The organism is Halorubrum californiense DSM 19288, from assembly GCF_000336875.1.
In the GTDB taxonomy this organism is placed as follows: Archaea; Halobacteriota; Halobacteria; order Halobacteriales; family Haloferacaceae; genus Halorubrum; species Halorubrum californiense.
Map to the genome: position 1 here is coordinate 1 of NZ_AOJK01000016.1, position 18,851 is coordinate 18,851.

Here is an 18,851-nt window from a genome sequence, read left to right on the forward strand (position 1 = left end):
GAGAAGCTTACAGCTCAGATTAGTTTCGCAGCCTCTTGGATCGATGATCACCTCGGTGACTATCTTCAAAAGTTACGCTAGGTACTATGGCGCCAGCGACTCCCTCGCACGCGCTCCTCGCGGGCCGGTGGCCCGCTCGGAGGCGCGCGCCACCGCACCCGATTTAACCGAGTGGACTACCCCCGAAACAGACTCGCGTGGACCGGCGCGTGGTCGGAGTCGGGCCGCGGATCGTCACCGTCGCCGCCGGCCTCGTCGGAGACGGCTCGTCCCTCGACGCCGTCGGCGAGGAAGTCGCGGACGGGCGGCCCGACGTGTTCCGGCTCGACGAGGAACGCGTCGTGGCCGTGGTCGGAGTCGACCACGTGGTGCGCGACCGGGACCCCGGAGTCGCGGAAGGCGTCGGCGAGGGAGCCGGACTGCTCGACGGTGAAGTGCCAGTCGGCGGTGAAGCTCAGCAGGAGGGTCTCGCCCTCGAAGGCGGCGAGGGCGTCGGCGTCGGTGCCGTGTCCCGCGGCCAAGTCGTACTCGTCCATCGCGCGCGTGAGGTAGAGGTAGCTGTTCGCGTCGAAGCGGTCGCCGAACCCCTCGGCCTGGTAGTCGAGGTACGACTCCACCTCGCGGTACGGGAAGAAGCCGGCCGTCGGCTCCGGCGGCAGCCCGAGGTCGCCGTCCTCGCGCGTGAGCGAGTCGCGGCCGGCGGACCGCCGCCCAAACTTGCGCTCCATCGACGCCTTCGAGAGGTACATGATGTGTCCGATCTGGCGGGCGATGGCGAGCCCCTCGGTCGGGTCCGGGCGGTCGTCGCCGTAGTAGTCGCCGCCGTTCCAGTCCGCGTCCGCGCGGATCGCCCGTCGCGCGACCGCGTCGAGCGCGAGACACTGCGCGTCGAGGCGCCCCGCGGTCGCGATGGCGACCACGCGGTCGACGTCGTCCGGGTACCGCTTCGCCCACTCCAGGGCGTTCATCCCGCCGACGCTCCCGCCGACGACCGCCCGGAGCCGCCCCACGCCGAGGTGGTCGAGCAGGCGGCGCTGCGCGCGCGCCCAGTCCTCGACTTGGACCGGCGGGAATGCGGTCCCCCATCGGTCGTGGTCCGGATCCTCGCGGAGTTCGAGGTCCGCGGGCCGCTCGCTGGCGGGACCGGTCGTCCCGTAACACGAGCCCGGGACGTTCGCGCAGACGACGTAGTACTCCGTCGTGTCTATCGCTTTCCCCGGCCCGACGACGTCGTCCCACCACGCGCGGGCCTGCCCGGCCTGTCCGGCACCGGTGCCTCCCTCCTCGCGCTCCGGCTCGGGGGAACGCGCGACGTTCTGGCTGCCGGTGAGCGCGTGGCAGATCAGCACGACGTTGTCGCCGTCGAACTCGCCGTGGGTCTCGTAGGCGACCTCGAAGTCGGGGACCGACTGCCCGCACTCGAAGGTGAACTCGCCGAGCGAGGCGACCCCGTGGTCGGTCGGGACGGCGCTCATCGGTTCACACCTCCTCCTCGTCCGCGATGGAGTCGACGGCGGCGCGCTCGCCCGCGGCCAGCCCGGCGTCGAGGTCGGCGATCACGTCCTCTGGGTCCTCGATACCGACGGAGAGCCGAAGCATCTCGGGGTAGACGCCCGCGATCCGCTGCTGGTCCTCGTCCATCTGCGCGTGGGTGGTCGAGGCCGGGTGGATGACGAGCGTCTTCGCGTCGCCGATGTTCGCGAGGAAGCTCGTCAGGTCGACCGACTCGCAGAACGTCTTGGCGGCCTCGTACCCGCCGCCGACGCCGAACGTCACCATCCCGCCGAACCCGTCGAGGTACTTCGCGGCGTTGTCGTGGCTCTCGTGGTCCTCGAAGCCGGGGTAGCTCACCCAGTCGACGCGGTCGTCGCCGCGGAGGAACTCGGCTACTTCCCGCGCGTTCTCGCAGTGGCGCTCCATCCGCAGGGGGAGCGTGTTCAGCCCTTGGATCGTCTGCCACGCGTCGAAGGGTGACTGCTGGCCGCCGGTCGGGCGAACCCCGCGCTGGCGGGCGACGTTGGCGAACGCGGCGTCGCCGAACTGCTCGACGAAGTCGATCGGGAACGCGGGCGACTGCCCGTCGAGCTCGTCGTAGTCGGCGTCGGGGTGGTCCCACGGGAACTGCCCGCCGTCGACGACGACGCCGCCCACCGTGGTGCCGTTGCCCGTGACCCACTTCGTCGTCGACTCCCAGATGATATCGGCGCCGTGTTCGAACGGGCGACAGCAGTACGGCGTCGCGAACGTGTTGTCGACGACGAGCGGGACCGCGTTCTCGTGGGCGATCTCGGCGAGCCGCTCGAAGTCGGGCGTGACGAGCGAGGGGTTCGCGATCGTCTCGACGTGGACGAACGCGGTGTCGCCGTCGACCGCGTCGGCGTACGCCTCGTAATCGAGCGTGTCGACGAGCCGGGTCTCGATCCCGCGGCGGTCCGCGATGCTAGAGAGGTACGCGGCCGTCCCGCCGTACATCTCGGAGCTGGCGACGACGTTGTCGCCCGCGCTCGCGAGGACGGTGGTTATCGCGTCGAACGCGGCCATCCCAGAGCCGGTCGCGACCGCGTCCGACCCGCCCGAGAGGTCGGCGAGCCGCTCTTCTAAGACGTTCACCGTCGGGTTCGAGAGCCGCGAGTAGACGTGGCCCTCCGCCCGGAGCGCGTACAGCTCCGCCGCCGTGTCCGCGTCGTCGAAGACGTACGACGTGGTCTGGTGGATCGGCGTGGCGCGGGCGCCGGTGGCCGAATCGGGCTCGGCGCCGGCGTGGAGGCTCCGGGTGGTGAACCCACGTGTCATGTTTGTTGCTCATACGTCTGTGTACTTCTATAACCGTCAGTTACGGCAATTGATGCCCCTTCGAGACCGTTCGTCCGAAGCGTGCGTTTATGCCCGGTCGGGCGTCAACCGGTGGTAATGGCAGTCGCCGCCCCAGTCCCCGACCTCGCCGACCGCGCGACCGACTGCGCCGACCGCCTGCGCGAGGCCGGCCGGGTGCTGCTCGCCTCGCACATCGACGCCGACGGGATCACGAGCGCCGCGGTCGCGTCCACCGGGCTCGCCCGGGCCGGGATCGACCACGAGGTCGTCTTCGAGAAACAGCTGGACGCCGACTCGATCGCCGGCATCGCCGCCCGCGAGCTCGACGTGGTGTTGTTCACCGACTTCGGCTCCGGTCAGCTCGACGTGATCGCCGACCACGAGGACCGCGGCGACTTCGTCCCCGTCATCGCCGACCACCACCAGCCCGCCGACCGCGACACGCGCTACCACCTCAACCCCCTGCTCGAAGGGATCGACGGCGCGAGCGAGCTCTCCGGTGCCGGCGCGAGCTACCTCCTCGCCCGCGCGCTGGAGGGGCCCGACGGCGACAACCGCGACCTCGCGGCGCTCGCGGTCGTCGGCGCCGTCGGCGACATGCAGGACTCCGACGGCGGGCTCGTCGGCGCCAACGAGTCGATCGTCGCCGACGGCGTCGACGCCGGCGTCCTCGAAGCCCGCACCGACCTCGACTTATACGGCAGACAGACCCGTCCGCTGCCGAAGCTGTTGGAGTACGCCTCCGACGTGAAGATCCCGGGTATCTCGAACGACGAGGCGGGGGCCATCTCCTTCCTCACCGATCTCGACGTCGACGTGAAACGCGACGGCGAGTGGCGGCGCTGGGTCGACCTCGACGGCGCGGAGCGGCGGACCCTCGCGCCGGCGCTGATGCGCCGCGCGGTCGCCTCGGGCGTCCCGTCAGAACGGATCGAGGCGCTCGTCGGCACCTCCTACACGCTCGTCGACGAGGAGCCCGGCACCGAACTGCGGGACGTCAGCGAGTTCTCGACGCTGCTCAACGCCACCGCGCGCTACGAGCGCGGCGACATCGGCCTCGCGGTGTGTCTCGGCGACCGCGGCGACGCGCTCGCGGAGGCGCGCCGGCTGCTCCGCACGCACCGGCGGAACCTCTCCGAGGGGCTCCAGTGGGTCAAAAACGAGGGGGTCACCCACGAGGACAACCTCCAGTGGTTCGACGCGGGGTCGCGCATCCGCGAGACCATCGTCGGCATCGTCGCGGGGATGGCGGTCGGCTCGCCCGCGGTCGACCGTTCGAAGCCGGTGATCGCCTTCGCCGAGGAGAGCGTCGAGGAACTGAAGGTGTCCTCGCGCGGCTCGCACGCGCTCGTCCGGAAGGGGCTCGACCTCTCCGCGGCGATGCGCGAGGCGAGTCAGTCCGTCGGCGGCGACGGCGGGGGACACGACGTGGCCGCGGGCGCGACGATTCCGATCGACGAGCGCGACGCGTTCCTCGCGGCGGCCGACCGGATCGTCGGCGAACAGCTCTCGTGAGCGGCCGCGGTCCGCGCTCGCGAAAAGCGACCGCCCGGTCACCTGACCGTCGTGTCGATCACCGGACCGTCGCGTAGGTCAGGAGCGACACCGCGAGCAGTTCCAGCACGCTCATCGCGAGCACGACTCGCCCCACGAGCGGGTCCATCGCGTACAGCGTCCGCATGCTCGCGAAGAAGAACGCGATCGAGACGAGGTTCTCGACGAGGAGTACGGCGCTGAATCCCACGAGCCCGAGCAGGAGCGTCGACCCGAACTCGCGGTAGTTACGGATCCAGACCGACGCCAACACCGCCAACAGCGCGCTGTTGACGATCCCGATCAGCACGGCGATCCCGGTCGGCGACGCGGGGTTCATTCGGCGTCCACCTCCGCGGTGATCTCCTCGAACGTGTCCGTGTGGCGCTCGAAGCGGTCCGTCAGGAAGTACAGCTTCCCGTAGTCGTGGTCGCTCGGCTCGACGACATCGTGGTCTCGGAGCATATCGAGGTGGTGGGTGATCGTGTTGTAGTCGACGTCCAGCGCGTCCGCGAGCTCGTTCGCGTTCCGGGGACGCTCGCGGAGTTCCCGGACGATCCGGACCCTGTTGGCGCCACCGCGGCTCGCGACGAACAGGTACCACCTAATACAGCGAGGAAGTCCTGCCGTTCACGGCGGGCGGGAATCGCGCCATGAGCAACACCCAACCGCAAAACACTATGCTAACCAACTCCCCAACTTGTATAAATACATAGCACCACATGTGATGTGTAAATGGAGCTTCGACGTACCGCTGTCGTGAAACTCTCCGTTCCCAACGACCGCCGGGACGACCTGAAGGAAACAATGGATANTCCACGTCTCAGTCAAGCAGGAACGTGACGACACGCAGGAAGAAGCCGAGGGCCGAACAGTCCTTGGCGTAGATCGCAACGTGGACGGGTATCTCGCTGTGACCAGCTCTGGTGCGTTCATCGGTAACGCAGACCTATTGAACCACAAACGCCGCGAATACGAACGCCGACGCGGCAACCTACAACAGAACGGAACGCGATCAGCCCATCTCACAATCCAGTCGATTGGNGGTGATCGCTTCGCCAATTGGAGCGAGAACTATCTACACCATGTGTCGAAAGAGGTAGTTACTGAGGCTGTCGCCCACGGGTGTGAGACGATTGTACTGGAAGACTTAGAGAATATCCGAGAGCGGATGTCGGATCTCTTAAAATTCCAGCAGTGGGCGTTTCGAGAGCTATCGCGGAAGATAACCTACAAGGCGAAAGCTGAAGGAATCACTGTTGAAGTGGTGAATCCAGCCTACACAAGCCAGCAGTGTAGTCATTCCGAGTGTGGGTTCACACATGAGGATAACCGCGACGGCGATGAGTTTGTGTGTCAGAAGTGCGGCAAAGAGCNACAAGCCAGCAGTGTAGTCATTCCGAGTGTGGGTTCACACATGAGGATAACCGCGACGGCGATGAGTTTGTGTGTCAGAAGTGCGGCAAAGAGCTACACAGCGACTACAACGCGGCGCGAAACATAGCAGCGCGGTATCTCCGGAATCGGCGTAAGTCTGGTTCTGGAGGGGCAACCAATCACCTTGCCCTGAAGTCAGGAACAGTGAATGGGAGCGGCGGTTTCACGCCCACCGTATCACGCGGGTAGACCGGGAGTTCACTGACAAACCCCGGCGTTTACGCCGGGTGTAGGTGATAGGGCCTTCTCCATCTGACGTACTGGTGTGTCCCGTATGTGATGAAAGTCGTTTCGGCCCGAGCCACTCTCGGGCGACGTTCCGATCGCGGCGGTCACGTCAACCGACCGTCCGGCGCACCCATCCCGACGCGCCGCTCGGGACGGAGCCCGACTCCTCGCTCGACTGGAGCGTCCCCGTCCCGTCGGTCGCGCGGACGACGACCTCGCGCTCGCCGTCGGGCTCGAAGACGTGGCGCCACTGCCGCCAGACGTCGGCGTCCGGAAGCGGGTCGGAGAGGGCGGCGTCGGTCCAGGAGTCGCCGCCGTCGGTCGACACCTCGACCCGCTCGATCCCGCGGGTCCCGGCGTAGGCGTGCCCGGCCAGTTCGACGCGGCCGTCGCCGAGTTCCGTGATCCCCTCGTCCCAGAGCTTGGCGACCGTCTTCACCTCGCCGGTCCCCTCCCAGCCGCGCTCCTCCCAGTAGCCGTCGTCTTCGGTGTTCAGGAGCTCGATCTCCGAGAGCCACTTCACGTTCGTCTCCCCCCAGTGACCCGGGATCAGCACCCGGACTGGGTGGCCGTGGCCGGAGGGGAGTTCCTTCCCGTTCATCCCCCACGCGAGGAACCCCTCGGCGAGCACGTCGACCGGGAACTGGACGTAGTAGCCGTCCTCGCCGCGCAGCATCGCGCAGTCGCACTCGCCCTGCGGGTCGACGGACTCGAGCAGCGGGCGGATCGGCGTCCCGGTCCAGACGGCGTTGTCCAGCTTGCGCCCGTTCAGGTCCTCGCCGACGCACCGCAGCGTGATCGCGCGGTGTTCGACCGGCCGGTCGATCAGCTCGTCGAAGGTGACCGTCCGGTCGGACCCGGTCTCGCCCGTGAACGTCAGCGACCACTCGTCCGCGGTGACCTCCGGGTCGAACTCCGCGATGTCGACGTTGTAGAACTCCCCGATCGGGCTCACCATGTCGTGGAGGTCGTCGCTCTCGAACGCCAGCCCGGCCGTGTCGAGCTCCTGGAGCCGGGCGGCGGCGCCCTCGGAGCGCGGAGCGTCAGCGAGCGGGTCGTCGCCCCCCGCGAGCAACCGTCGGCCGCCGCCCGCCGCGACGACGAACGCGAGCGCCCCGGCGACGATCCCGAGCGTCCGGCGGCGCACCGCGTCGACGACCGCCGGCGCGTCCCTTGCGGTGGTGTCGCTTGCGGTGGTATCGCCCCCGGACGGTGCCGCGGACGGAGGCAGCCAGCCGATCCCGGCGACGGCCGCCGCGGGGATCGCCGCGCCGAGCGCGCCCGCCGAGATTCCGGTCAGGGCGGCGGCGAGCAACCACGATCCGACGCCGGCGACCGCGGCGGCGACCGCCCGCCGGTCCGTGCGCGTGGCGAGCCGGAACCCTGCGAACGCGACCGCGCCGAACAGCCCGACGACGGTCGCGACCGCCATGGCGATGTGGATCAGGTGCCCCGCGTCGCCGAACGTCGCGATCGAGAAGGTCACGATCGGTCCGGGCGTCAGGTTGATGATGGCCTGGTCGACGGGTCGCACGACGAACGAGGGGTTCCACCCCGTCGCGAGGTACGACCCAGCGACCGCGGCCGCGCCCGCCGCCGCCGCGAGGAGCCCGTCTCGCTCGTTGGTACCAATGATCATACTCTACGTGGGGGTTACGGTCACTTGAACTACGTCCTCGACCGCCGGGTACTCGTGGCCGTCGTCGACCTCGCTCAGCCGGCGCACGACTCCGTTCTCGTCCGCGCCTTGGTCGGGCGCGTCCTGCGCGGGCGCTTGGTCGGGACCGCTTCCGGGCGGCTCCGCGTTCGGCTCCGTCCCCGCGTCGAACAGCGACACGGCGTCGGTGACGTCCCCGTCGACCGGCTCGCCGTCCTCGGGCCAGAGCGCGATCCCCGCCTCGTCCGCCGAGACGAACACGTCGTTCGAGGGGACGAACATCGAGGCGAACGAGAGCCGGTGGCCGGGAGAGATGTCGACCTCGAACTCGAAGGCGCCACCGGGTGCGATCGGCGGAGCGCCCGGGACCTCGCCGGTCGGATCGTTCGGGTCCGCGACGGTGTCGGGCGGCGTATACGCCCCCGAGTGGGCCACGGGCGCCGCCGCGTCGAGCCCGTCGACGAGCCCGTCTTTCCCCTCGAAGCCGGTCGGCGGGCCCGCCTCCGCGAGCGCTTCGAGGCCGATCGAGGCCGGCTCGCCGAGCCCGTAGATGGGGTTCTCGCCCTCGTGGACCGCGTACGCGCCGGGCGTGACCCAGATCGCGCCGCTCGTCGGCCCGTCGGCCGAGTAGAAGTCGGCGGGCGCGACGTTCTCGATCCGGACGCGAACGGTTGCGGACTCCATCATCCCGTCGTCACCATTCATCTCGTCGTCACCGCCCATTCCGTCGCTCTCGTTCATCCCGTCGTCGCCGTTCATCCCCTCGCCGTCGTCCATCTCGCCCTCGTCACCCGTTCCGCCGTCGCCCGCGCAACCGGCGAGCGCCAGCGTCACGAGTCCGCCGCTCGTCGCCAGGAACCGCCGCCGCGTGTCTCGGTGCGTCATGTTCCCGACGAGGGCGATAACCGGGATATAGATTTTTCAACTACCGGACAAATTCCGTGCGGAGTCGGGGCAGCATCCGTTCAAACTTCGTTCGGGATTCGGACGCTGTCGGCGGGTTCTGTGACCGGCTGCTGCCCGGGCGGATAGCGGGGCTCGGCGTCGGTGAGAGCAGTAGCCGGTCGGCTCGAGGGCGTCGAACGAGCGACGGAAAGCGCGGTCGGCGCCGCGTCAGGCCTCGCCGAGGTCGCGGAACATCGCGCGGTAGTCGTCGGTCGACAGCGACTCGCCGAGGTCGCGGAACATCGCGCGGTAGTCGTCGGTCGACAGCGACTCGCCGAGGTCGTCGATGTCGGCGTCCAACTCCTCCAGTCGGTCGACGAGTTCGGCGTACGCGTCGTTCCCCTCGCGCTGTGCGGCCGGTTTCTGCGAGCTCAACACGGCGCGCTTGCCGGCGAGCGCCGCGGCCTCTTGGACGAGGTCGTCGTACTCGTTGCGGGTCAGGAGGGTGTCGATGGCGGCGAACAGCTTCGTCCGGCTCACCGGCTTGGTGAGGTAGAGGTCGAACCCCATGTCGATGATGTCGAAGTCGGGTTCGACCGCAGTGACCATCGCCACGCGGCAGTCGTACCCCTCCTCGCGGATGTGTTCTAAGACGTCGTCGCCGCTCCCGTCGGGGAGTCGACGGTCGAGGAGCACCACGTCGATGGCGGCGTCGACCCGATCGATCGCTTCGGCGGCGGTCTCGGCCACGTCGACGTCGTACCGCTCCTCAAGGAAGCCGGCGTACAGCGCCGCGATGTCTGGCTCGTCCTCCACGACGAGTATCGACGGATCGCTCACCGTCGATCACCGCCGGGAGCGACCGGACACGCTTCACCGGGCATACACGAACGGGCGGCGTGTCGAGAGATAAAACTGTCGCCGTCCGTTCGCCCGATGTCCTGAACCGTCTTTTATATACTCCGCCCGCCAAAGGGGAGACGAATGTCAGAACTCGTCTCCACCGGGGTCGAGGGGCTCGACTCCATTCTCACCGGCGGCATCACCGAGCGGTCGACGGTCCTCGTCTCCGGCAACCCGGGTACCGGCAAGAGCATCTTCGGAATTCAGTACCTCCACCACGGCGTCTCCGAACACGACGAGCGCGGCGTCTACGTCTCCTTCGAGGAGGACGAGACCGACATCCGCGGCGCGGCCGCGTCCGTCGGCTTCGAGGGGTTCGATGAGATGGTCGACGACGGCGACATCGTCATCCTCGACAAACGAGAGATGCTGCGTGAGACCGACTTCTCGACCGCGGTCGACCGCTTGCTCGACACCGTCGAGGACGGCGACTTCGACCGCCTCGTCCTCGACTCGCTGTCGATGTTCCAGCTCTTCTTCGACGCCGAACAGGAGAAGCGCACCTACCTCCTGAAGTTCTCGGACATCCTCAAGGCGAACGGGCTCACCTCGCTGCTAATCAACGAGCAGGGCGCCGTCTTCCCCGACACCGAGGTCGGCTTGGAGAACTTCCTCACGGACGGGAACATCTACTTCATCCAGACGCCGACCGACTCCGGCGTCAACCGCTACGTCTGGGTGGCGAAGATGCGGAAACAGGACATCGACACCGACATCTTCCCGATGGAGATCGGGCAGGGCGGGATCACGGTTCACGAGCGCGCGGGCGGCTTCTCGATGATGGGCGGCTCCGACGACCAGCCGTCCTTCTGACGCCGCCGCCGGGCGGCGCGACGCGTTCCGATCTCGTCGACCGCTACTCTCGCGACGAGAGGTCGCGCCAGACGTCGTCGAGCCGGTTCTTCACCGCGGACCGCTCCTCGACCTCGACGGCGAGCCCGTCGCGGAAGTCGACCTCGACCCCGTCGACCTTCCGACGGTACACCTTCACGCGCCGGTGTTCGTCCGAGAGCGGTCGGTCGTGTAGCTCGAGGAGGTCCGCCTCCTCCAGCTCGTTTATCCGTCGGTAACACGTCGCGATCGGGACGTCCAACTGGTCGCTGAGATCCTGGGCCGACTTCGCGTCGCCCGTCGCCGTCAGGATGTCCGTGTTGTATTTGTTACCGAGTACGGTGATCAGATCGTCCCCCACCATTCACGTTATCGAGATTGATTTTTGTGTCTTATAAGGGTACCGGTGATCGTTTCGCTCGGCGAACACTCCCGATCTGCCTCGCGAGACGGGATCGCGGCGAGGTCGCCGCGCCGCGGCGGGACACCGTGTTATCGCCGCTGATACCCGCTACCGTGGGTTTATGACCCGCGTTCGAGCAGGGTGTGTATGGAGCTCATCGAGGCGTTGTACCTGATGACGACCACCGTGCTGGCCGGCGCGAGCGCGACGCTCGTCGCGTTCGCCGTCGCGGCGTATCGGTCGTCCGGCCGCACGGCGATGGCGTACTTGGCGGTCGGCTTTGGCCTCGTCGTCGTCGCGGCGGTCGGAACGCCCGCGGCCGCCTTTCGGACCGGATTCGGCAACGCGGAGGCGCTGCTCTTGGTCAACACCGGACTGCTCGCGGCGTCGATGGCGCTCGTCGCCGGGAGCCTCGCCGTCTACGAGCCGGGCACGCAGGAGTTCGTGATCCCCGAGTCGGAGCTGTCTCGCCTGCGCGAGCGGTAAAAGGGGAGTGAGGAAGTGCGGAGACGGAACCGGGCGGGACGCGTCATGTCATTTCCCGGTCGCAGTCACCGATCGTCTGACGCGGCTTTCTGATGACGCCGATCGCGGCGTCCGTTTTTCACGCGGTTTCGTCGGCGAGCGTTGACGACGGAGGTGGTATCGCCAGATCCAACGCTGAGAACTTGACGCCGGTTTTGTTAATTAGTTCTGTAATTACTTCCTCACAATAAATACAAAAATCGCCCGACGTAAGTTGTTTATCAACTTAGATAACCGGGAACGTGATCTTAAGTAGGAATTCCCCATCGCTAACGATAACGCCCGCCGGGCAGGCCGGGGGCCGACGCAACACACAATGTTCGAAACCATACTGGACGAGGAAGAGCGCGGTCAAGTGGGGATCGGGACCCTCATCGTGTTCATCGCGATGGTGCTGGTGGCGGCGATCGCCGCCGGCGTCCTGATCAACACGGCCGGGTTCCTCCAGACGCAGGCGGAAGCAACGGGCGAAGAGAGTACAGCACAAGTCAGCGACCGGCTCCAGATCGTGAGTCAGTCGGGAAACGTTACCGGTCCTGACGATGGTCGTTATATCGATCAGCTGAATATCACCGTGGCGCAGTCGCCTGGTGCGGGCAACGTTGACTTGAACCAAACGAGTGTCGAGCTCATCGGCACTGCGGGTCAGGAGACGTTCGAACTCGGTAGCAGCGCGACGAGCATCAACATCTACACCGGCGATCCGAGTGACGTCGTCCTGACAGACGCCAGCGACCGGGCCGACGTGGGAATTAATCTGGACAGCAATAACGGTGGTATCTACGGAACACTTGAGGGCGGTGACAGCTTGGCGGTGACGTTCACCACGCCTTCGGGTGCGACTACCACTGCGGAACTACGTGTTCCGACGACGCTGACCGATGAGCAGAGTTCGGTGAGGCTATAACAATGTTCGAATTCATCAACAACGATGAGGACCGCGGCCAGGTGGGTATCGGGACACTCATCGTGTTCATCGCGATGGTGCTGGTGGCGGCGATCGCCGCCGGCGTCCTGATCAACACTGCCGGTTTCCTCCAGTCACAGGCTGAAGCAACCGGGCAGGAAAGTACGGATCTCGTTTCGGAGCGAATCGACGTGACGAGCGAGGTTGGGATCGTCGGTAACAGCACTTCCGGGGAACTGGAGGCGATCAAGATCAGCGTCTCCGGTGCCGCCGGTTCCGATCAGATCGACTTGTCCCAATCAACGATTCAGGCGGTCGGGCCGAACGGACAGGCGAACCTTGTGTTCACCGATGAGCCTGCCAACGGCAGTTCCAGTACGTCTGATATCGGAAACGCGAGTCAGCTCAACGCGAGTACGTTCGCCGTTCAAAACACCGACGGGGAGTTCGTGTCGGGCGGTGACGCTGTTCTGGATGACACCACCGATTACACTATCGTGATCAACCCGGGCGCAGAGCCGTTCGGTAACCTCACGGTTGATGATGTCTACAACAGTACGGGTAGCAGTTACACCTATGCGCATCAGGAAACTGACGCTCTCGCCTTTGGTGAGAGCGACACGTCGTCACTTGAGATCGTCTCGCCCGCGTCGGCGACGACCTCACTCGAACTGACGTCGCCCGACCTCTACAGCGAGGACGGCGAAGCGGTCCGGCTCTAACGAGCTTCGAACAGTGCGGTAACGACGACGTCGGCGGCTCGGCCGCCCGCAACACCTATTTTTCGGCGTGCGCTACCACAACCCATGAGTGACCACGATCCGCCGGCGAACGACGCGGACGCGATGCCCGCCGACCCGGAGGAACTCGACTTCACCGACGACGAGAACGTCGTCGAGATCGGGGAGGGTCGCTACGTCGTCGGGACGAACGGCCGCCCCAACGTCCGGCGGTCCCGTGGCCAGCGACGCGAGCCGCCGGCCGACGACTCCGGCTTCACCGCGGCCGACCCGGCGAACCCCGACGAGCGCCGCCCCGCGGGCGACGACCCGCGGGCGAGCGCGGCCGGCCCCGGCGTCGGCGAACGCGGCCAGCAGGGCGGTGGGCCGGCCGGTGGCGGCGGCCAGCCCGGCGGCGGACAGCAGCCCGGCGGAGAGCGATCCGCCGGCCAACCGCCCGACGGCGGTCAACCGCCGCCGAACGCCGCGCAGGGACGGCGCCGAAATCAGTCTGCGGCAGCGAGCGGCGACACGGTCGACCGACAGGCGGTGAGCCGGTGGCTGGCGAACTCCTTCGACGGCGACGGATTCGACTACGGGATCGACGCGACGCTTCACGCGAACGGCGACACCACCCGCCAGCGGATGGTATCGAACGACGTGACGGCGACGTTCGACACGCTGATCACGTGGTTCGCGTCGAACGCCGGCCCCAGTTCGCCGACGCCGGAGACGATCGGGTTGCTGCTCGCGGCCTCCGAGACGACCGTCGACCTCCCGCCGGTGATGATCAAGCGGTTCGCTGCGAGTCAGGGCCTCTCCGCGAGCGACAGCATCGGCGACTTGGTGCGCGCCGCCGAGGACGCAGGCGGCTTCCGGATCGAGTAAACTACCCCGCCCTACTCGCTCACGGCTTCGCCGTTCGCTTCGTTGCGGGCGGGGCTTTCGCGTGGACTCCCGTTCTGGCCATCGCTGGCAGGCTCGTAATCGCCGTTCACGTTCAACGTCCCGCGATTCAAGCGCACGTTTACGGGTGCGCCTCCACCCGACGACGTTTGCGTCGAGCGGAGATACTTCACCCCAATATTCTTCGCCGCATTATAATCGGCATTTACCTCGTAACCGCACTTCTGGCAACAGAACCGCTCTTGGGCCTGGCGGTTCTCACGGAGCGTCGTCCCGCACTTCGAACATCGCTGGCTCGTGTACGCAGGAGATACCTGCTCGACCGAGATGTCGACGATTTCGGCTTTGTACTCCACGTACTCGAACAGGCGTCGGAACGCCCACGCGTGGAACTTCTTGGCGTTCGGCATCCGCTCACGAATCCCAGTCAGATTCTCGAACGCGATCACGTCACAGTCGTGTTCGACGGCTTCTGCGACGAGTTCCTTCGAGACGGTGTGGAAGAAGTGATCGTAGCGTCCCGTCTCGGTACGTCCGACCGACTGGATGGTTTCGTGAGCGGCCCGCGTGCCACGCTGTTGGAGCGATCCCCGCCGTTTCTCGAACTCGCGGTGCCAGTGGTTCAACTCTGACCCGGTCCAGAATCTCCCCGTTGAGGTGACAGCGACGTTTTCGATGCCGAGGTCAACGCCGAGGACTGTGCTGTGCTCGGTATTGCCATCGTCGGCAGTCTCAGACTCCACGTCCGCCTTTGTTCGGACGTGAAGGTAGAACTCGCCGTCGCGGTAGTGAAGTTCTGCGCCTGTCAATTCATAGTCGTCGTTGAACAGATACTCTGAGTGGGGTGTCTCACGGCTCGCGTCAGGTAAGACGTACTCGGCGGTGATGCGGTCTTCAACGGTCGAGAGCGTCGCGTGGTCGTCGTTGAACGTCGCACACCGCTTGTCGTAAACGAGTGTTGAGGCGGTGAATTGCGGCTTCCCCGCATAGTCGCCCTGTTTCCAGCGGGCGACGACGCTCTGGACAGCGTCGGCAGCCTTGTTGCGGGCGTTCTGGACGAGATTCGCTTGAAGCCGCGTCTCCGCCCGCACGTCGTCGTAGGTCTCGCGTTGGAGTTCGGCTTTGCTCGTAGTCTTGTACTCGCCTTGCCAGGCCTGGTCGACGACGTAGTTAGCGGCCCACAGGAACTCGGAGATGGTTTGATGGAGGAGGTCGGCGTCGCTGTCAGCCACGTCAAGTTTGACCGGGACGGTACGGCGGACCTCTATCCGTACTTCAGGTGTATAGTTTTATTTTTATATTATTAGCGATTCAGTGAGGAGTCGGCCAACCATTGAACGTGGCTGGTGTAGTGCTGGGTCGGTTTCGTCTCCGAGCTACACGCTCGCTTCTCTCGCTCCCTGGGGTCGGAGGCTCCACCTTGTGTTACGCTGGCGCGTCTTTAGGATTGGCTTCTGGGCTCCCGATGTGAGCGGCGTCAGCGGGACAGTCACTCCGATTGGTGTTCTTGAGCTCCAGCGGCACCCCGGAGAGACCGCCGTAGTATTCCCGATCAGTCTGTTCTGTTGAAGTGATCCTCGCACACAGCCGTACGATCGAATTTTCCATAGCTAGGAATCGACGTTCCACTCGTTGTCCGTCCGCAGCATTAGCCACGACCACTCAGTGTGGCCGGCCGCTCATCGGTAGTGTTCACAACTAACCGGCACGGACGCACCGCTGTTTGACAGTACAGATCCGCGGAGGTATGGCCTCACGGCGGTGCGTTGCGGCGACACGACACGCCGGTCTCTCTGTTCACTCCCGCTACACGCCAGACAGACTATGTTCGCTAACGTATGTGTTATTGCCACTTTTGCGGATCACCCCCGGAAACCCGGGGGTGATCGTAGGGATTTCACCTCTCAAGATCTGGAAACACCAACCAATCGCAGTGATCCATTATTCAATTACTCCGGCGCCGCGCTGTTCCGTACCCCGCTGCGGGCTTATGATTTGCTCGTGGAAAGCCGTCTAATTCTCGTTGGCCACGCCTTTCGATGAGTTCGTGATCGGTAGGACAGTCACACTCTCAGTTCTACACCCGTTTCACAGCGTGTTACTGCGGATGGGTCACTCCCTGGAGCCGGTTGATCTGCGGGCAGAGATCGGCTAACACGCTCCATGTCACTGAATGGTGGGAGATCAAACGACGGCGTGTTGCGGAGTACCCCTCACGGTTACCAACCCGCGTGTCTCGGTGTGACACTTGTCCGTGTTGGTACTCCCCATTCGTTGACCAACCCATGAGGACCGCGTCACGGTAGAAGAACGAACAGCGCAATTCCGATCAGCGCGAACACGGCGTAGATCCCCGCCATCACCTCGCGCTTCAGGGGACTCCCGAGCGGCTCTGCGGTGAGCCGGCGGATCGGCGGGAGGATCGCGATCCCTCCGAGGATCAGCGGCCACGACTCCGCCGCCGGGACCCGCGTGAGCGCGACGACGACCGTCCCGTAGCCGAGAACGTACGAGCCCCGCCGCCAGAGCTGCTCGCGGTCGGTCAGGTCCTCTTTCGACGGGAACGCGTCGCTCCCGTCCGACCCGCCGCCGTCCGATCCGCCACCCCCGCCGCCGCCCGAGACCTGCTCCGCCTGTCGCTGAACGTACTCGTCGAGTTCTTCGGCCGCGTCCTCCGTCTGCGGGGCGCCGCACTGTGCGCAGTACCGCGCCTCGTCGTCGACCGGAGCGTCACAGCGGGGACACGATGGCATCTTGGCGTGGATCGGGCGCCGCCCGGGCTTAATTCTTCGGACCGAGGACTCCGCCCACGTCGGGCGATTCCCCGGTTTTTCGCTCGCTCACCGCGCTCCCGTTACACGCCCTGATAATCGGGTGCGTACGCTTTAGTCGGTGACCCGCCGAGTCGTCGCTAACCGACCGCGGGCCGTCGTCCGGCCCGCACTCGTTGACCACGCCCTCATGACGATGGACCACGACCACGCGACCGACACGCGCTCGGCAGACTCGACGGCGACCGACAGCGACCGCACGGTCGGTCCCGACGATGACGACGGTGGCCGACCGGCGCCGTTCGGACTGTCGGCGTTTCAGGCGAGCGCGATCGGGCTCACGCTCCTCGTCGCGCTCGGCGGCGTCGTCGCGACCGTCCCGGCCGCGGCGGGCGTGTCGCCCGCCCCGGCCGTTCCGTCGGCCGACGCCGGCGCGTCGGGGGCCGCCGCGATCCAGTCCTCCGGGCCGGTCGCCCCGGCGGACCGCTCGGAGATCGAGGGGGGGTTCTCCCGGGCGACGTACACCGGCGTCGCGGGCGACCCGATTAGGATCAGATACACCGCCGACAGCTCGGACGGCGACGAGGTGTATCTGCTCGTCGGCGGGAACCGACTCACTGATACGGGCCAGCCGGTCGGCTTCGTGGACGTGGTCAAGATCTCCGGGTCGAGCGAGACGACGATCAACACGCGGACGCTCGGCACCGACGCGAGCAACGTCGAGAGCTGCGGGCTGGACGGCACGTCGTGTGATTTGGAGTTCGTCGACGAGAACGGTGACACGGTCGCCAAGAACCTCAGTTCCCTTCCGAGCGCGACCGGCGCAGGGGGGCTCGCCCGGCCGCTGGTCCCGCAGCGCTATCGGCTCGCGATCACCAACGGGACGTTCATCGTCGACGACTCCGGCGTGGTGACGCCGACCGAGAGCGCGGATCAGGCCGACCTCGTGTTGGAGAAGCCGGAGTTCCGCGAGGACGTCGAGGTGTTCACCAGCATCGACACGGACTACCTCGACGAGGACGCGGAGACCGAATCGATCGGTCAGATCCGAGAGAACGGCCTCGACCGGAGCGCGGTGACGAAGGGCAACCGGATCGTCCTCGGGTTCGAGTCGACGGGCATCTGGGGGGCGCTGTCGCACTTCGCTGGGGAGGAGGAAGAACTCGAACCGGGCCAAGCGATCGACCTCGACGTGCTGACCGACCTGCTGGACGCCGAGGAGGGGGTGTCGCTCCGGGTTCGACAGACGAACCCCGGTCGGAACCAACCGCGGTCGGAGCTCGACCTGTCGCGCGCCGACTCGGAGGACGTCAAGCTCTTCGTGGCGGACGCGACGGAGTTGGACACTCCGGATGCGCCCGGTCGCTTCTACCTCGTGATCGATACGAGCGACGGCGATCACTTCACCGAAGACGTCGAGCCCGGCGACGAGTTCGCCGTCGAGTTCGCGCTGGAGGGGACCGAGGGCGAGCGGTACTCGTTCGCGAGCGGTCGGGAACCGCCGGCCGTATTCAACGCTTCTTCGACATCTGACGGGACCTCGGCGCAGTTCCCGTACTGGACAGCCGAGGATAGCACGGTCAGCGCCGAGGCGACGTTCACGGTGCGGGAGCGGTTCCTCCGGTACGACCACGTCACCGACGACGGTGAGCTCCTCGTCGAGTCCGAGGACGGACAGGTCACGGGGACGACCTCGCTGCTGCCGGTGCGCGAGATGTCCGCGACGTTCGTGAACGACGCCGACGACGCCCCGTTCCGGACGGAGTCGCCGCTGGAGATCGCTGACGGGAACTTCACCGTCGACGTCGACCTCGACGACGTTTCCCCCGGAACGCGGCTGAACTACGAGCTGTACGAGGGATCCACGCTCCGGGACAGCCGGACGGTCATCGTCGTCGGGGACGCCGACAACCCGGACGAACTGGTGATCGACGACGCCCCCGAGAACGTCACCGTCACCGAAGGCGAGAACCTCTCCGCGCTCCGGGCCACCGCGCGCAACGCGGGCGGACTCACGGGCGAGGGTGAGCTCACCCTCACCGTCGACAACGGGAGCGAGATGGGCTCGTGGGGCGTCAAGCTCGAACCGGGCGAGTCCCGAACGTACGGGTTCGGTTCGGTGACTCCCGGCCTCGAACCCGGAACGTACCCGTTCACGCTCCGACTCGACGACGACACCCACGGCGGCACCCTCGTCGTCGAGGCAGACCCGGCGAAGACGACGCTCGACGACGACGACCCGTCCGGCACCGACGAGGGGGAAGCGAGCGGAAACGAGACGGCCGACACCGGCGCCGGCACGGAGTCCGAGGCCTGTCTCTTATACACATCT

The 18,851-nt window shown here is 66.4% G+C and carries 18 protein-coding genes and 1 pseudogene; 9 read left to right on the forward strand and 10 right to left on the reverse strand.

Annotated elements, in window-relative coordinates; all coding sequences use genetic code 11:
* Positions 1–176 precede the first annotated feature (176 nt).
* Complete coding sequence (gene metX, locus C463_RS03045; protein WP_008440963.1) at positions 177–1,475, reverse strand: homoserine O-acetyltransferase MetX; 1,299 nt, start codon at positions 1,473–1,475, stop codon at positions 177–179.
* Between the two features lie 4 nt (positions 1,476–1,479).
* Positions 1,480–2,793, reverse strand: a complete 1,314-nt coding sequence (locus C463_RS03050; protein WP_008440964.1) for an O-acetylhomoserine aminocarboxypropyltransferase/cysteine synthase family protein — start codon at positions 2,791–2,793, stop codon at positions 1,480–1,482.
* A gap of 117 nt (positions 2,794–2,910) precedes the next feature.
* Here C463_RS03050 and C463_RS03055 point away from each other — a divergent pair, with 117 nt between their 5' ends.
* Positions 2,911–4,329 carry a DHHA1 domain-containing protein gene (locus C463_RS03055; protein ID WP_008440966.1) on the forward strand — a complete coding sequence of 473 codons (1,419 nt, stop codon included), beginning with the start codon at positions 2,911–2,913 and terminating at the stop codon, positions 4,327–4,329.
* Between the two features lie 58 nt (positions 4,330–4,387).
* Here C463_RS03055 and C463_RS03060 read toward each other — a convergent pair whose 3' ends face one another.
* Positions 4,388–4,687 (reverse strand): hypothetical protein, encoded by a 300-nt coding sequence (locus C463_RS03060; RefSeq protein WP_008440968.1) that lies wholly within the window; start codon positions 4,685–4,687, stop codon positions 4,388–4,390.
* A complete protein-coding gene (locus C463_RS03065; protein ID WP_049905470.1) occupies positions 4,684–4,956 on the reverse strand; it encodes a winged helix-turn-helix domain-containing protein in 273 nt (90 codons plus the stop codon). Before C463_RS03065 ends, C463_RS03060 begins: the two co-directional genes overlap by 4 nt.
* A gap of 202 nt (positions 4,957–5,158) precedes the next feature.
* Here C463_RS03065 and C463_RS19545 point away from each other — a divergent pair.
* Together C463_RS19545 and C463_RS19550 are read left to right on the forward strand one after the other, a co-directional pair.
* Positions 5,159–5,671: pseudogene (locus C463_RS19545) on the forward strand (RNA-guided endonuclease InsQ/TnpB family protein); the annotation flags it as partial.
* Positions 5,672–5,709: 38 nt separating this feature from the next.
* A complete protein-coding gene (locus C463_RS19550) occupies positions 5,710–5,973 on the forward strand; it encodes a transposase (RefSeq protein WP_239638843.1) in 264 nt (87 codons plus the stop codon).
* Positions 5,974–6,121: 148 nt separating this feature from the next.
* Here the strand turns inward: C463_RS19550 and C463_RS03070 are convergent, their stop codons facing one another.
* From C463_RS03070 to C463_RS03080, 3 genes are all read right to left on the reverse strand, one after another.
* Entirely contained in the window at positions 6,122–7,651 is a 1,530-nt protein-coding gene (locus tag C463_RS03070; RefSeq protein ID WP_008440973.1) for a molybdopterin-dependent oxidoreductase, read from the reverse strand.
* Between the two features lie 3 nt (positions 7,652–7,654).
* On the reverse strand, positions 7,655–8,554 hold the full coding sequence (locus C463_RS03075) for a spondin domain-containing protein (RefSeq protein ID WP_008440975.1): 900 nt from the start codon (positions 8,552–8,554) through the stop codon (positions 7,655–7,657).
* A 228-nt stretch (positions 8,555–8,782) separates the two neighbouring features.
* Positions 8,783–9,394, reverse strand: a complete 612-nt coding sequence (locus C463_RS03080; protein WP_008440981.1) for a HalX domain-containing protein — start codon at positions 9,392–9,394, stop codon at positions 8,783–8,785.
* 144 nt (positions 9,395–9,538) lie between these two features.
* Here C463_RS03080 and C463_RS03085 point away from each other — a divergent pair, with 144 nt between their 5' ends.
* Positions 9,539–10,270 carry an RAD55 family ATPase gene (locus C463_RS03085; RefSeq protein ID WP_008440982.1) on the forward strand — a complete coding sequence of 244 codons (732 nt, stop codon included), beginning with the start codon at positions 9,539–9,541 and terminating at the stop codon, positions 10,268–10,270.
* Positions 10,271–10,313: 43 nt separating this feature from the next.
* Here the strand turns inward: C463_RS03085 and C463_RS03090 are convergent, their stop codons facing one another.
* Positions 10,314–10,652: a helix-turn-helix domain-containing protein gene (locus C463_RS03090; protein WP_008440983.1), complete on the reverse strand. Its 339-nt coding sequence runs from the start codon at positions 10,650–10,652 to the stop codon at positions 10,314–10,316.
* Positions 10,653–10,838: 186 nt separating this feature from the next.
* Between C463_RS03090 and C463_RS03095 the strand changes: the two genes are divergently transcribed.
* The 4 genes from C463_RS03095 to C463_RS03110 all read left to right on the forward strand — a co-directional run bounded on the left by C463_RS03095 (position 10,839) and on the right by C463_RS03110 (position 13,730).
* Entirely contained in the window at positions 10,839–11,177 is a 339-nt protein-coding gene (locus tag C463_RS03095) for a hypothetical protein (RefSeq protein ID WP_008440984.1), read from the forward strand.
* Positions 11,178–11,532: 355 nt separating this feature from the next.
* On the forward strand, positions 11,533–12,123 hold the full coding sequence (locus tag C463_RS03100; protein WP_008440986.1) for an archaellin/type IV pilin N-terminal domain-containing protein: 591 nt from the start codon (positions 11,533–11,535) through the stop codon (positions 12,121–12,123).
* 2 nt (positions 12,124–12,125) lie between these two features.
* The gene (locus C463_RS03105; protein ID WP_008440988.1) at positions 12,126–12,845 is read left to right on the forward strand and encodes an archaellin/type IV pilin N-terminal domain-containing protein; all 720 of its coding nucleotides are present in this window, start codon (positions 12,126–12,128) and stop codon (positions 12,843–12,845) included.
* Positions 12,846–12,929: 84 nt separating this feature from the next.
* Positions 12,930–13,730 (forward strand): DUF7500 family protein, encoded by an 801-nt coding sequence (locus C463_RS03110; protein WP_008440989.1) that lies wholly within the window; start codon positions 12,930–12,932, stop codon positions 13,728–13,730.
* An 11-nt stretch (positions 13,731–13,741) separates the two neighbouring features.
* On the opposite strand, the gene C463_RS03115 is transcribed toward C463_RS03110, so the two are convergent.
* Together C463_RS03115 and C463_RS03120 are read right to left on the reverse strand one after the other, a co-directional pair.
* Entirely contained in the window at positions 13,742–15,016 is a 1,275-nt protein-coding gene (locus C463_RS03115) for an RNA-guided endonuclease InsQ/TnpB family protein (RefSeq protein ID WP_049905471.1), read from the reverse strand.
* 1,029 nt (positions 15,017–16,045) lie between these two features.
* Complete coding sequence (locus C463_RS03120) at positions 16,046–16,501, reverse strand: zinc ribbon domain-containing protein (protein ID WP_008440991.1); 456 nt, start codon at positions 16,499–16,501, stop codon at positions 16,046–16,048.
* A gap of 208 nt (positions 16,502–16,709) precedes the next feature.
* Between C463_RS03120 and C463_RS03125 the strand changes: the two genes are divergently transcribed.
* Positions 16,710–18,851: BGTF surface domain-containing protein (locus C463_RS03125; RefSeq protein WP_008440993.1), on the forward strand; the 2,142-nt coding region annotated here is incomplete at its 3' end.